This window comes from Isoptericola sp. NPDC057653, assembly GCF_042799955.1.
GTDB lineage: Bacteria > Actinomycetota > Actinomycetes > Actinomycetales > Cellulomonadaceae > Isoptericola.
Window position 1 is genome coordinate 269,609 of the sequence record NZ_JBHVHP010000003.1, and the last position, 13,553, is coordinate 283,161.

The 13,553-nt window shown below is 77.8% G+C and carries 15 protein-coding genes; 3 read left to right on the forward strand and 12 right to left on the reverse strand.

What is annotated here, in order from left to right:
- The first annotated feature begins 1 nt into the window (after position 1).
- Positions 2-634 carry an NAD(P)H-dependent oxidoreductase gene (locus tag ACFU9A_RS18190; protein ID WP_430576697.1) on the forward strand — a complete coding sequence of 211 codons (633 nt, stop codon included), beginning with the start codon at positions 2-4 and terminating at the stop codon, positions 632-634.
- Between the two features lie 101 nt (positions 635-735).
- Here ACFU9A_RS18190 and ACFU9A_RS18195 read toward each other — a convergent pair whose 3' ends face one another.
- From ACFU9A_RS18195 to ACFU9A_RS18210, 4 genes are all read right to left on the reverse strand, one after another.
- Positions 736-1,179: an OsmC family peroxiredoxin gene (locus ACFU9A_RS18195; RefSeq protein ID WP_430576698.1), complete on the reverse strand. Its 444-nt coding sequence runs from the start codon at positions 1,177-1,179 to the stop codon at positions 736-738.
- A gap of 107 nt (positions 1,180-1,286) precedes the next feature.
- Positions 1,287-1,979 carry a hypothetical protein gene (locus ACFU9A_RS18200; RefSeq protein WP_430576699.1) on the reverse strand — a complete coding sequence of 231 codons (693 nt, stop codon included), beginning with the start codon at positions 1,977-1,979 and terminating at the stop codon, positions 1,287-1,289.
- Entirely contained in the window at positions 1,976-3,466 is a 1,491-nt protein-coding gene (locus tag ACFU9A_RS18205) for a hypothetical protein (protein WP_430576700.1), read from the reverse strand. The genes ACFU9A_RS18200 and ACFU9A_RS18205 overlap by 4 nt, the downstream gene beginning before the upstream one ends.
- 61 nt (positions 3,467-3,527) lie before the next feature.
- The gene (locus ACFU9A_RS18210; protein ID WP_430576701.1) at positions 3,528-4,097 is read right to left on the reverse strand and encodes an RNA polymerase sigma factor; all 570 of its coding nucleotides are present in this window, start codon (positions 4,095-4,097) and stop codon (positions 3,528-3,530) included.
- A gap of 149 nt (positions 4,098-4,246) precedes the next feature.
- Between ACFU9A_RS18210 and ACFU9A_RS18215 the strand changes: the two genes are divergently transcribed.
- Positions 4,247-6,157 (forward strand): DUF4012 domain-containing protein, encoded by a 1,911-nt coding sequence (locus tag ACFU9A_RS18215; RefSeq protein WP_430576702.1) that lies wholly within the window; start codon positions 4,247-4,249, stop codon positions 6,155-6,157.
- 128 nt (positions 6,158-6,285) lie between these two features.
- Positions 6,286-6,996, forward strand: a complete 711-nt coding sequence (locus ACFU9A_RS18220; protein WP_430576703.1) for an LPXTG cell wall anchor domain-containing protein — start codon at positions 6,286-6,288, stop codon at positions 6,994-6,996.
- 117 nt (positions 6,997-7,113) lie between these two features.
- On the opposite strand, the gene ACFU9A_RS18225 is transcribed toward ACFU9A_RS18220, so the two are convergent.
- From ACFU9A_RS18225 to ACFU9A_RS18260, 8 genes are all read right to left on the reverse strand, one after another.
- Positions 7,114-8,712 carry a LuxR C-terminal-related transcriptional regulator gene (locus ACFU9A_RS18225; RefSeq protein ID WP_430576704.1) on the reverse strand — a complete coding sequence of 533 codons (1,599 nt, stop codon included), beginning with the start codon at positions 8,710-8,712 and terminating at the stop codon, positions 7,114-7,116.
- 94 nt (positions 8,713-8,806) lie between these two features.
- Complete coding sequence (gene dtd / locus ACFU9A_RS18230) at positions 8,807-9,232, reverse strand: D-aminoacyl-tRNA deacylase (protein ID WP_430576705.1); 426 nt, start codon at positions 9,230-9,232, stop codon at positions 8,807-8,809.
- Complete coding sequence (locus ACFU9A_RS18235; protein ID WP_430576706.1) at positions 9,229-10,266, reverse strand: asparaginase; 1,038 nt, start codon at positions 10,264-10,266, stop codon at positions 9,229-9,231. The genes dtd and ACFU9A_RS18235 overlap by 4 nt, the downstream gene beginning before the upstream one ends.
- A 1-nt stretch (position 10,267) precedes the next feature.
- Positions 10,268-10,612: a DUF2516 family protein gene (locus ACFU9A_RS18240; protein WP_430576707.1), complete on the reverse strand. Its 345-nt coding sequence runs from the start codon at positions 10,610-10,612 to the stop codon at positions 10,268-10,270.
- Between the two features lie 9 nt (positions 10,613-10,621).
- Entirely contained in the window at positions 10,622-11,047 is a 426-nt protein-coding gene (locus tag ACFU9A_RS18245; protein WP_430576708.1) for a type II toxin-antitoxin system VapC family toxin, read from the reverse strand.
- Between the two features lie 66 nt (positions 11,048-11,113).
- A complete protein-coding gene (locus tag ACFU9A_RS18250; protein ID WP_430576709.1) occupies positions 11,114-11,413 on the reverse strand; it encodes a type II toxin-antitoxin system Phd/YefM family antitoxin in 300 nt (99 codons plus the stop codon).
- Positions 11,414-11,632: 219 nt separating this feature from the next.
- Entirely contained in the window at positions 11,633-12,475 is an 843-nt protein-coding gene (locus ACFU9A_RS18255) for an ABC transporter permease (RefSeq protein WP_430576710.1), read from the reverse strand.
- Entirely contained in the window at positions 12,472-13,530 is a 1,059-nt protein-coding gene (locus tag ACFU9A_RS18260; protein WP_430576711.1) for an ABC transporter ATP-binding protein, read from the reverse strand. Before ACFU9A_RS18260 ends, ACFU9A_RS18255 begins: the two co-directional genes overlap by 4 nt.
- Positions 13,531-13,553: the final 23 nt, after the last annotated feature.

Below are 13,553 nucleotides of genomic sequence, written 5' to 3' on the forward strand. Positions count from 1 at the left end.
CGTGACACTTCTTCGCGTCGACGCCAGCATCCAGGGCGACATGTCCGCCAGCTCTGCCCTCGCGGACACCGTCCTGGCCGAGCTCACCGCCGCCCGACCCGGCACGTCCGTCGTCTCCCGGCACCTCGCGCAGGACCCCCTGCCCGCCGACGCCTGGGCACAGGCGACCACCGCCGGCTTCGTCGGCGAGGCGGAGCGCACCCCCGAGCAGCGCGCGGCCCTCGACCTGGCCGGCGCCCTGGCCGACGAGGTGCGCGCGGCCGACGCCCTCCTGCTCGCGCTCCCCCTGTACAACTACGGCGTCTCGCAGCACGCCAAGACGTGGATCGACCTCGTCACCACCGGCGCCGGCGCGGGCGTCCCCGTGCTCGAGGGCAAGCCCACCGTGCTCGTCACCACCCGCGGCGGCTCCTACGGCGAGGGCAGCCCTCGCGCCGGCTGGGACCACAACACCGACTACCTCCGCCGGATCCTCGAGGACCTGTGGCGCGCCGACCTGACCGTCGTCGAGCGCGAGTTCACGCTGGTGGGCGTCAACCCCGCCCTCGACGAGTTCACCGACGTCGCCGCCGTCATGGCCAAGCAGGCCGAGCAGGACGCCGTCGCCGCCGGCCGCGCCCTCGCCGCCCTCTGACCCTCGCGGGGCGTCCCCGGGCACGACGACGGCGAGGTGGCCCGGTTGCCCGGACCACCTCGCCGTGTGCGTTGCTCCTGGCGGGAGCGTGGGCGACCTCGTCAGCCCTCGAACGTCACGTCGAGCAGGATCTCGCCGACGCCGGCGAGCGCCTTGGAGACCGGGCAGCCGGCCTTGGCGGCCTCGGCGGCCGCGCGGTAGGCGTCGGCGTCGATGCCCGCGGCCGAGCCGACGACGGTGAGCGTGATCTTCGAGATCTCGAGCCCGCCGCCCGCAGCCGGGGTGAGCGTGACGTCGGCGGTCACGTCGGTCTTGCCGGGCGTACCGCCGGCGTTCGCGACCTCGAGCGAGAACGCCATCGCGAAGCACGAGGAGTGCGCTGCCGCGATGAGCTCCTCCGGGCTGGTGACGCCCTCGGCGGCGTCCGCCGTGCGACGGGGGAAGGAGACGTCGAACGCCCCGACGCCGGAGCTGGCGAGCTCGACCCGGCCGGAGCCCTGCTGGATGTCGCCGTTCCAGGCGGTGCGTGCGGTGCGGGTGGACATAGGAGATCTCCTTCGTGCTCCGGGACAGGTCACGACGACCGTAACCCGCACGCGCCCCGGGCGACAGCGACCTCCCAGGTGGTGGCGGTCACGTCCCGGCGCCACCGTCAGCCGTAGGCCTCCCGCTCGACCGGGCGGGCGGCGTCGAGCAGGGCGGCGAGGTCGGCGGCCGACCGGCCGGCCAGCGCGTCCTCGAACGAGTGCTCCAGATGGTCCTCGGGCACCACCCTCGGCTCGGCGCGCACCACGCCCTCGAGCTCGCCGACGCCGATGGTGCCGTCGTCGTAGGGCAGGAGGGCGTCCGTGCCGAGCCAGGCCCAGTGCGCGGGGGTCGGCGTCGTCGGGTCCTCCACCTCGGGGCGCCAGACCAGCGCGACGACGTACGTGTGACCCACCTCCATCCGCGGGGTGTCCTCGATCGCCCAGGGGATGCGTCCGCCGTCGCGGTCGAGGGAGCCCGCGGCCGCCATCGAGAACCGGTCCGGGGGCGGGCGGTGGCGGGGGTCGGCCGCGCTCCACAGCCGGTCGTCGACCCGCAGCGCCACCTCACGCGCCACGTACCGCTCCCCCTCCGGGTTCCCGTCCTCCCACGGCCGCACCGCCTCCGCCTCGTCCACGACGGTGGCGACGAGGACGTGGTCGGCGTAGGTCACCCAGTCGACGGCCGTCGTCGTCGGGAACGAGTCCTCCGCCGTGGCGACCACGACACCCGGCGTCGGCGACGCGGCGTCCGGCGACGCGCAGCCCGCGAGCGCCGCCAGCAGGACGCCGGCGGCGCCCGACGCCCGGCGCGCGGTCATCGGGACGCGGAGAAGTCCGTCGAGGCGTCGGCGACGGCGAGCACCGACCAGGCGTTGCCGTCGGCGTCGGACAGCTCGTACGCGGGCACGAGGGCGACCGCGCCGCCGGTCTGCGTCTGCAGCGCGAGGCCGAGCCGCGCCTCGGTGATCTCGACGTCGGACACGGGCCAGTCGACCTTGTCCCCGGCCGCGGGCGGCGCCGGCGGCGCGGTGGGCTTCGTCGGCTGCTCGGGCTCGGCGTAGTCCGCCCCCTCGGCGTACGTGACCGGCCACGCGGAGCCGGAGAACCGCGGGTCGCCGAGCCGGTCCACCGCCTCGGCGGGGCTGATCACGGGGTACTCCCCCAGGTCGGTCGTGCCGGCGAGGAAGCCGTCGAGCCAGGCGACGCCCTCCGGACCGACGGTCGCGCTCCACTGGGCACCGGTGCGGGCGCCGTCCACCACCTGGAAGGCGGTGACCCAGCGGCCCGGCTCGTCCTCGGTCTGCTCCCCCACCTCGATCTCGAACCCCGACGGGTCGACGCCGAGGCGGGTCATGACGTCCGTCATCGCCGTGCGGGCGGCCTTGTCCCCGGCCGGCTTCGTGTCCCGGTCGGCGCACCCGTCGCCGTCGTCGTCGGCCGCGGTGCCGCCGTCCTCGGTGGCGCGTGCCGCGACCTCCTCGCACCGCCACGGGTCGGCGTCGGGGTCGTTGTAGGAGAACGTGGCGCTGCCGTCCACCGACAGCCAGATCGTGGGGCCGTCGCCGTCGCGCGGCCCAGCCGCCCACGACCCGTACTCCCAGCGCGGCTTCCCGGCGACGCCGAGCGCGTCCGCGAGGCGCGCGGCCCCCTCGCGGGTGGCGACGTCCGTCGCGTCGAAGGCGTACGCCTCGGCGGTGCCGCCGTCGGTGGACAGGCCCGTGCCGTGGAAGTTCGCGCGGCCGGAGTCGTACCAGCTCGGCAGGCCGTCCCCGGCGGTCGACGCCGTGCTCCCGGCGCTGTCCTCGGCCGCGCCCACCGAGGCGCCCCCGGCCGCGTCGCCCGCGGCCTCCCGGCCCGCCGCGCCCTCCTGGGCGCCGCTCCGGCCACCGGGCGCGCCGCCGAGCACGACCGGCGCCTCGGCGGTGCTCGCGCCGGCCGACTCGTCGCCCGCGCCCGCCCCGGCCGCGAAGGCGCCGCCGCCCAGCAGGTAGCCGCCCCCGCCCACGACGGCGAACGCCGCCACGGCCGCGGCGGCCAGCCACGGCCTCCGGCGGCGGCGCGCGGCGAGCTCGTCGACGACGGCCTCGTCGCGGGCGACGGCCGCGCCGGGGGTCCCGGCCCCCGGCACCGCGGCGGGACCGTCCTCCGCCAGCCGCCCGTCGACGTTCGCGCGGAGCCCGGCGGGCGTCCCGACACCCGCCGCCGGGTCCGCCGCCCGGAGGCGGTCGAACGCCGCGTCCCCCGGCTCCTGGGGCTCGCCCGGCGTCGGTCCCTGCGTCTCGTCCCGACCCTCGTCGCGGCTCATGCTGTCCTCCCGGCGTCGCGGCCCGCCGTCGCGGCGGGCGTCGTGCACCCCGTCTGTGTCGTCATCGCGTGCCCGCTTGCGCGGCCTCGCCGTCGTCCGGCGGCGCGGCGGCGGACTCCGCGTCCCACGCCGTGCGCAGCCGCGCCCGCGCGCGGGACAGCGCGGCGTCCGCCCCGCCGCGCGACACCCCGAGCACCTGCGCGAGCCCCTCGCCGTCCAGGCCCTCCCACGCCACCAGCAGGAGGATGCGCCGGTCGCGCGGCGACAGCCGGGCGAGGACGGCGCGCACGTGGTCGTCGTCGAGCGCGAGCGCGGCGGGGTCGACGTCCTCGGGCACCTCCGGCACCAGCGCGACCGGCGTGGGCCGCGCCTTGCGCCGGTGGTTGGCCAGGACGTAGCCCGCCGTCCGGTAGAGCCAGGGCAGCTCGGCGCCGCGGGGCACGTCGTCCCGGCGGCGCCACGCGGTGGCGAGCACGTCGGCCGCCAGGTCCTCCGCGTCCGCCCCGCCGGCCGGAAGGCGCCGCACCAGGTAGCGGTGCACCGCCCCCGCGTGCGCGGCGAACAGCGCGTCGAACCACGTCGCGTCGTCTCCCGCCGGCGCGTCGCCGCGCACGGTCTCGTCCGGGTCCACCGGGCCTCCTGCGGTCCTGGGCGCGCACCGGTACGCGCCTCCCCTCGCCGCGAATGTGTCGTCGTGACCACGAGCCTTGCACCCGCGCGCACGGACATCACCCGCAGATTCATCCCTCCGCCCGGTCCGGACGGACCTACCGTGCCGACATGACCGTCGACACCGGCCAGGCGCCTCCCGCGGCGGACCCCGTCACCCCGGCGCCACGCCGGCGGCGGCGGGTCGGCCGGTGGGTGCTGCTGGGCGTGTGCCTCGCCCTGCTCGCGGTCGCCGTGTGCGGGCTGCTGCTGGTGCGCGACGCCCTGGCGGCGCGCACGGCGCTGACCCGCGCGGCCGCGCAGGTCCCGGTCGTCTCGGAGGAGCTGCGCGCGGGCGCGCGCGCCGAGGGCGACGCCGGCACGTCGGCGACGCTCGCATCCTCGCCCGCGCTGGCGGAGCTGCGCCACCAGACGACGGTCGCCCGCGAGGCCACCGACGGGCCGCTGTGGTGGCTCGCCGCGCGCACGCCCGTGATCGGGCCGTCGGCCGGGGCCGCCGCGGACGTCGCCGTCGTCCTCGACGACGTCACCGACGACGTCCTGCCCGCCCTCGCCGGCCTGGCCGACGCCGTCCCCGCCACGGCCCGCACGCCCGACGGCGGCCTCGACCTCGCGCCGCTGGCCGCGGCGGCGCCGGGCATGGCGGCGGCGCAGCGGTCGGTGGACGCCTCGCTCGCGCGCCTCGACGCCGTCGATCCCGCAGACCTGCTGCCCCAGCTGGCCGGCCCGGTCGCCACCCTGCGCGACCAGGTGGACGAGCTCGCCGCCGTCGTGGCCACCGGCGACCGTGCCGCCGCGCTCGCCCCCGCGATGCTCGGCGCGGACGGCCCGCGGACCTACCTCGTGCTCAGCATGAGCACGGCGGAGCTCCGCGAGGGCGGCGGCATCCCCGGGGCGCTGATCCTCCTGCGCGTCGACCAGGGGCGCTTCACCGTGGTGCGGCAGGTCGCCGCCGCCGACTTCCCGTCGTTCCGCGAGCCCGTGCTCCCGCTGTCCGCCGACGACGAGGCCGCCGCGACGGGCCGGCTCGGCATGTTCGTGCAGGACGTCACCGCCACGCCCGACTTCCCGACCACGGCCGCGCTGGCCGCCGAGATGTGGGCCCGCAACCAGGGCGAGCGGGTCGACGGCGTCCTCGCGACCGACCCCGTGGCGCTGTCGTTCCTGCTCGCCGGGACCGGGCCGGTGCGGGTGCCGCTGTCCGGGCCGGTCGCCGAGGCGCTCGGCCGGGACGGCGTCGAGCTGACGGCGGAGAACGTCGTCGACGTGCTCCTGCGCCGCGTGTACGACGTCCTCGACCCCGCGACGGCGGACCAGTTCTACGCCGAGACCGCCGCGGTGGTCCTGGGGCGTGCCACCGCCGCGGACGTCGGCCCCGAGACGCTGCTGACCGCTCTGCAGCGCGCGGCCGGCGAGCACCGCCTGCGCATCTGGTCGGCCCACGACGCCGAGGAGTCGCGGCTCGAGGGCACGCTCGTGGCCGGCTCGTACTCGTCCGCGCCGCGCGCCGCGGACGCCGTGGGGGTGTTCCTCACCGACCACGTGTCCGGGAAGATGTCGGCCTACCTGGACTCCGCGCTGAGCGTCGTCGGCTCCGAGTGCACCGCGTCCGGGCGGGTGGACACGCTGGAGCTCACCCTCGCGTCGACCGCGCCGGAGGACGCCGCGACGGCGCTCCCCTCGTACGTCGCGGGGCTGCCGGGCGGCGCGCACCCGCCGGGGACCCTCAGCCTCGGGGTGACGGTGGCCGGGCCCCGCGACGGCGGGACCCCGCGCGTGGAGCGGGACGGCGCGGCCGTCGGCGGCGACGCGCGCACGACGCACGGCCGGGCGACCCAGTCGGTGACCGTCGCGCTCGCCCCCGGCGAGAGCACCACGCTGCGCCTGACGGTGCCGGCGGCCCCGGGCGGCGGCCGGGAGGGCGCGGACGGCGGCACCCCGGCCGGTCGGCTCGAGGTGTGGTCCACCCCGACCCTGACGAGCGGCGGCCTCCTCGACGTCGAGGCGCCGGTCTGCGACTGAGGCCTCACCCGGGTGAAGACGTCTCCTGCCAGGGGTTTCACCCGGGTGAGGCGGGGTGCGCCGGGCGACGGCGCCGCTAGCGTGAGCGACCGAGGAAGCCCACATGAGCACCGCCCGAAGGAGTCGAGATGGCCCACGCACGCAACGCCGCCGGTGTCGCCGTCGCCCTGCTCCTGGGCGGCGGCGCCACGTTCGCAGCGACGCCCGCCGCGGCGGCCACCGACCCGAGCCCCAGCCCGGCCACCACGGAGTACGCGCCGCCCGAGGTCCCGACGCTCACCGCCCAGATCTTCCAGCCCGAGTGCGACGGCGACGTGCCGTACCTGCGCTACGCGGTCACCGCGACGGGCACGCCGAACACCACCGTGACGATCACGTGGCTCAACCCGGGCGGCGACGACGTCGTCCAGGCGGACCTGCCGCTGAGCGGCCGCGTGCTCTGGCCGGGCGCCGTCGTGGACTCCGCCGGCAAGCCCCTCGACTGGCCCGGCTGGCGCCTCGAGGACGGCGTCTGGGTGCAGGGCGACGAGTTCGACTGGGTGCGCCCGTCCGTCGACGTGAAGATGCAGGTCAACCCCGAGCTGACGATGACGGCCAGCTACCCGCCGTCGTCGCCGAGCTGCGCCGTCGACCCGCCCGGCGCCACCCCGACCCCGACGCCCGGCTCGACCGTCCCCGGCGCCGTGCCGCCGGAGGCCGCCCCACCGGCGGGGCCGTCGTCCAGCTTCCTGCCGCAGACCGGCGCGGGCGTCGCGGGCCTGGTCGCCGCGGCCGCCGCCCTGGTCGCCGCCGGCAGCGTCGCCGTCGTCGCCGCCCGGCGCCGCCGCACCGAGCACTGATCCTCCGCTCCCGTCGATCCTCGCGCTCCCCCGCCTCCTCGACGAGGTCCCGGCGCCGCCGCCGACCTGCGACGACGGCGTCGCGGGCCCCGGGCACGCCCGCGGCGGAGCCGCAGGTCAGGACGCCCGCCGGTGCGCGACGACGGTCAGCTCGCCCCGCGAGCTCACGCCCACCTTGCGGAAGACGCGCCCGAGGTGGACCTCGACGGTGCGCACGGAGACGCAGAGCCGGTCGGCCACCTGCTTGTTGGCGAGCCCGTCGGCGACCAGCCGGGCGACGTCGAGCTCGCGCGCGGTGAGCACACCGGCCCAGTCGTCCCAGACCCCCAGGGCGCCGGCGCCCCGCCCGCCCGCGCTCCGGCAGGTCCGGACGGCGCTGCCCACCAGCGACGGCGCCGCGGCCGGGCGGACGCACCCGACGGCCCGCGCCGCGGCGACGGTGGCCGCGGCGGGCTCGGGGCCGGCCGCACGCAGACCGGCAGCGACCGTGTCCGAGCCGGCGCAGCGGGCCACCTCGGCGGCCAGCCCGCCGACGACGTGCCCGAGCGGCAGGCGGCCGGCCGCGTCGTCGAGGACGCGCGCCGCCTGCTGGGTGTCGCCGCCGCGCACCAGGAGCAGCGCCTGCACGGCCCGCAGGTGCGCCTCCGCGAGCGGCGTGAGGGCGTCGGCCTGCGCCCAGGCGGCCGGGTCGCCCGCGGGCACCGCCGTCACGACGGCCCGCGCGAGCACCTGGTCCGCGCCCCGCGGGTCCCGGTCCAGCCGGGCGAGCGCCTCGACGACGGCCACCACCGCGGCCCGGTCGGCGGACGACCCGACGGCGCGGGCGACCGGGACGACGGCGCGGGCCAGGCGGACGCCGGGCGGGTCGCCGGCGTCGGACCCGGCGCCGGTGCCGGTCCCTGTGCCGGCGAGCGCCCGCACGGCGGTGCTGGCGAGCTCGGCGTCCTCCTGCACGGCCGCGACGCCGGTGCTCGCGACCCGGTCGAGCCAGCCGGCGGCGTCGTGCAGGTGCCCGGCGAGCAGCGCCGCCCGGCCGGCGACGAGGAACGCCCGCGCCCGCACCTCGCCCGTGCCGTGGCTCGCGGCCTCCCGCGCGACCGCGTGGGCCAGGACGGCGTTGCCCTGGGCGAGCCGCTGCTCGGCGAGCCGCACGAGCCCTTCGGCGAGCGCCGGGTCGCCGGCCAGGGTGGCGAGGGCGGCGTGCCAGCGGGCGGCGCCCGCCTCCCCCGCACGCTCGAGCTCGGCGGCCAGGGCCGCGTGCACCGCGGTGCGCTCGGTGAGGTCGGCGTCCTCGTGCACGACGGCGCGCACGCGGGGGTCGGCCACGCGGAAGCGGCCGTCGGCGAGGCGCAGGTGCTCGGCGAGCGGCGCAGCGAGGAGCCGGTCGACGTCCGTGCCGGTGGCGCCGAGGAGCACGTCCACCCGGTCCACGACGAGCACGCCCGCGGCGAGCAGGACGGCTCGGTCCTCGGCGTCGAGGGCGCCGGACCCGGCGGGCGTCGCCGCGCGGACGGCGGCGGTCACGGGGAGCGGGTCGGGCAGCGCCTCCGTCCCGGCGAGCTGCCGCGGCGTGAGCAGCGCGAGCGTCTGGGCGAGCGCGTCGGACTCCCCGCCGACCAGCGTCGCCACGCGCCGCACGACCTGCGGTGCGACGGGCCGCGCGCGGAGGGCGGGTGAGGAGCGCCAGGAGGTAGCGCCGTCCCGGATCGAGGTCATCGTCGGCCTCCCGTCTCGTGCCGAGCGTCGGTGCTCGGCGGCGGCGACCTGGCGATCTCCCCCCTGACCTGCATCTACGCAGGTCAGCGATTTGTCAGGTCTCCACCAATATAGTCACCGGGCCGTCGTTCACCAGCTCGACGGCCATATCCGCGCCGAACAGCCCCGTCGCGACCTCGAGCCCCCGGGCGCGCAGGTCCGCGACCACGGCGTCCACCAGCGGCTCCGCGACCGGGCCCGGCGCCGCCGCGTTCCAGGTGGGCCGGCGGCCCTTGCGGGCGTCGCCGTAGAGGGTGAACTGGCTGACCACGAGCACGGGCGCCCCCGCGTCGGCCGCCGAGCGCTCGTCGCGCAGGATGCGCAGCTCGGCGATCTTGCGGGCGACGGTGGCCACCTCGGCGGCGCCGTCGTCGTGCGTCACGCCGACCAGGGCGAGCAGTCCCGGCCGGTCGATGGCGCCCACGACCTCGCCGGCCACCGTGACGCTCGCGCGCGTCACGCGCTGCACGACCGCCCTCACGCGCCGGCCACCACGAACGCCGGGCGCACGGCCCCGACCGGCGCGCCGCCGCCGAGCACGGGCGTCGCGCCGACGGCGTCCAGCGCCGCCAGGTCGGCGCCCGAGACGCCCGCCGCACCCGCGGCGTGCACGGCGGCCGCGAGGATCGCCGGGCGCGGCCGGTCGCCGCCGTCGAGGATCTTGAACGCGACGGCGGACCCGTCGGGCAGGCCTGCCGCGCACACGCCGTCCGCCCCGATCTTCGCGATCGTGCCCGGCACGGCGGTCATGACCAGGGTGTCCTCGCGCCCGCGGCCCGCCACCATCTCCGGGTGCCCGGACATCGCGCGCGCGATCCGCCCGACGTCGCCGCCGTCCCCGGAGCGGCCGGCCGCCGCGAGCCGGCCGAACGACCGTGCCAGCCCCCGCACGCTCGTGGAGAACAGGGGCGCGCCGCACCCGTCGGTGGTGACGTGCGGGTCGTCGTCACCCGTGAGCTCGACGACGGCGGCCCGCACCGCCCGCTGCAGCGGGTGCCCCGGGTCGAGGTACGTCTCCGTGTCCCAGCCGGCCGCGACGCAGGTCGCGAGCATGGCGGCGTGCTTCCCCGAGCAGTTCTGCGCGATCTGCTCCGGGCCGCGGCCCGCCTCCTGCCAGGCCAGGGACTCGGCGCGGCCGAGCGGCAGGTCCGGCGTGTTGCGCAGTGCCGACTCGTCCAGGCCGGCGCCGGCGAGGATCTCGCGCGCCCCTTCCAGGTGCTCGGGCGCGCCGCTGTGGCTGGCGGCCGCCAGCGCGAGGAGCCGGTCCGGCAGGTCGAGGCCGGAGCGCAGCATGGCGAGCGCCTGCAGCGGCTTCACCGACGACCGCGGCCAGATCGTCGTGGCCGGGTCGCCGAGCTCCAGGCGGACGTCGCCGTCCGGCCCCAGCACGACCAGGTGGCCCAGGTGCACCGACTCGACGAGGTCGCCGCGCACCACCTCGGCCAGGGGCACCGCGCCGAGGGCCACGGGCGCGCCGGGCAGGACCGTCACGCCGGCCGTCGCCTCGCCCGCCACGTCACCAGCCGCCCGTCGGGCCCTGCGGGCGGCGGCCCCCGCCGGCGCCGTACGGCTTGATCCTGGGCCGCACGTCCACCCAGTAGATGATCGCGGGGGTCGTGGCGATGACGTTGAAGAACGAGCCGGCCGTCATGAGCATCGGCGGCAGCCCGAACAGCCCGATCAGCGCCGCGACGCCGAGGATGAGCAGCCAGATGTTCTTGGTCAGCTTCCCCTCGGACACGTACGCGCGGGCCGGGCGGCGGGCGGCGTCGACGAAGGCGACGAGCTGCACCACGAACACCACGACCGCGAGCGCGATGAGCAGGAAGTACTGGAGGGACCCGATGGCGGCGGAGATCACCTGCCGAGCCTAAGGGAGCACGCGCATCCGGCGGGAGCGCGCGGCCCCCGCGACGTGCTCGTCCCAGGCCGCGACGACGGTGTCCTCGTGGGCGACGGCGAGCGCGCTCGCCACGTGCAGGGCGTCCGCGGCCCGCAGCGGCACGGGGCACGACGCGAGCAGCTCGGCGGCCCGCTCGGAGATCTCGGGCGTCACCTCGAGGGTGTGCAGCCCGGCGCTCAGCTCGTCCCAGATCGCGGCGCCGCGGCGGCGCGCGAGCGGGTCGAGGACGCCGGCCCGCTCCCCTGCCGCGAGCGTCGCCCGCACCTCCGCGTCGGCGATGCGTGAGCTGACGACGACGTCGGCGCGGTTCCACAGCGCGCTCGCCAGCCCGGAGCCGGGCTCGCGGACGCACAGCTTCACCAGCGCGCTGGCGTCGAAGTAGACGAGGGCCATCCTGCTCCGTCCGGTCGTCGGTGGTGCGGGGTCGTGCGTGGTGGTGCGGTGGTCGTGCGGTGGGGCTCAGCGCCGGATGCGGCGCACCAGGTCGGACATGCGCGACGCGGGCCGGGCCGCCGGGCGCGGGGCCGGCCGGGCCGCGGCCGCGGCGTCGTCGTCGGGCACCGCGTGCACGGGCCGCTCCGTCGCGGCGGGCGTGAGCAGGCCGTCGCGCACCAGGTCGGCGACCAGGTCCGCGGTCTGCACCCCCGACAGCCGGGCGACCGGCACCCCGCGTTCGGTGATGACGACCTCCTCGCCCGCACGAGCCTTCTCGATCCACGACTTGAGCTCGGCGCGCAGCGCGCTGACGGAGACCTCCATGACCGACGACCGTACCGTCCGGACCCACTCGCCCGACAGTGCCGACCTGGGGGCGCGTGCCGCGGGCGCGCGACGTCGCGGGACGGGCAGAGCGTGGGGCGGGGACATTCGTGTCGCGAGGCTGGTCGGGCCTGGCGGGAGCCGCGAGGGACGAGCGGCGGATGGCGCGCCTCACGACACGAATGTCCCCGCCCCACGCGGTCCCGACCACAGGACCCGTCAGACGGCCCGGCGGTACGCGCGGAACGCCAGCGACGCCAGCCCGCCCATGACGGCGACGGCCGCGGCGAGGAGGCCGAGGTGCAGCCACACGGTGCCGGGGTCGGCGAAACCCTGCAGGGCGTCGCGGGCCACGACGACCGCCCAGTCGAACGGGTTGACCTTGGCGGCGGTGGCGATCCAGTCCGGCGCGAGGGACGGGTCCATGACGGCCGAGGACAGGAACATCAGCGGGATGGTGAGCAGCTGGGAGACGCCGATGAGCGCCTCCTGCTGGCGGGTGAGCAGCGCGACCGCGCCGGAGAGCGCGGCGAACAGGCAGCTCAGCAGCGCCACGGCGACCAGCATCACCAGCACGCCCGGCACGCCGCCCGCGAACCGCGCGCCACCGAGCCACGCCACGCCGACGACCACCAGCGCCTGGCCGCACGCGAGCAGCGCGTACCAGGCCATCGTGGCGGACAGCAGGGCGCCGCGGCTGGTCGGCGAGGCGAGGAAGCGGTCCATGACGCCGCGGTCCATGTCCTGCACGAAGGTGGTGCCGGCCCAGGCGGCGCCGCCCATCGCGGTCATCATGACGACGCCGGGCGTGAGGTACTCGAGATAGCTGACGTCGGCGCCGCCGGCGAAGCCGGGGATCTCGATGACGGAGCGGAAGAGCTGCCCGAACAGCAGCAGCCAGATCATCGGCTGCAGCAGGTTCATCACCATGAAGACGGGGATGCGCATGCCCTGCCGGGCCTGCCGGGCGGTGAGGAGCCGCGCCTGGGTCAGCGCGCTCGTGCGGCGGGGCTCGGGGAGCGCGGGGCGCGTCGCAGCGGGGTCGATCGTCGCGGTGCTCATGCCGCCACCTCCGTGGCCTCGGCGCCGGCACGCTCGCCGGCGGTCCCGGCCGCCTGGTTGGCGGCCTCCAGGCTGCGGCCGGTGTGCCGCAGGTAGACGTCGTCGAGGGTGGGCCGCGACAGCCCCGCGGCACGGACGCCCAGGCCCGCGGCGTCGAGGGCCGCGAGCAGCGCCGGCAGGGCGGTGGCGCCCGCGTCGGCCCGGGCTCGCAGGGTGCGGCCGTCGGCCGCGACGTCGACGACGCCGGGCACGCCGGCGGCCACGGGTGCGGCGGCCTTCGCGGCGGCGCCGTCGTCGAGCTCGACGGTGACGCCGTCGCCCCGCAGCCCGTCCTTGAGGGCATCGGGGGTGCCGGCGGTGACGACGCGGCCCGCGTCCACGATGACGACCTGGTCGGCGAGCCGGTCGGCCTCGTCCAGGTAGTGCGTGGTGAGCAGGATCGTCATCCCGTCGCCGAGCGCCATGCGCTCGATCTCCGACCACATCGCGGAGCGCGCCTCGGGGTCGAGGCCGGTGGTGGGCTCGTCGAGGAACAGCACCTGCGGCCGGTGCACGAGGCCGACGGCGACGTCGAGCTTGCGCGCCATCCCGCCGGACCAGGTCTTCACGAGGCGGTCGGCGGCGTGCGCGACGCCGAAGCGCTCGAGCAGCTCGTCGGCGCGCGACCTGGCCTCGCCGGCCCGCAGCCCCTGGAGGCGGCCGGCCAGCACGAGGTTCTCGCGCCCGGTGCCCATGGGGTCGGTGACGGGGCGCTGGGCCACGTAGCCGATGGCGCGGCGGACGGCGCCGGGGTCGCGCACGACGTCGTGCCCGGCCACGCGGGCGGTGCCGGCGTCGGGCCGCGACAGCGTGGCGAGGATCTTCACGGTCGTGGACTTCCCGGCCCCGTTGGGGCCGAGGAGGCCGAGCACGCTGCCGTGCGCGGCGGTGAGGTCCAGCCCGTCGAGCGCGCGCACGGGGCGGGCACCTCGTCGTGCGGCAGGGCCGGAGCCGTAGGTCTTGGTCAGCCCGGCGACGTCGATCGCCGGGGCCGACCCCTGCAGGGTCGAGGACATGCTTCCTCCTGGCGGGGTCTTCC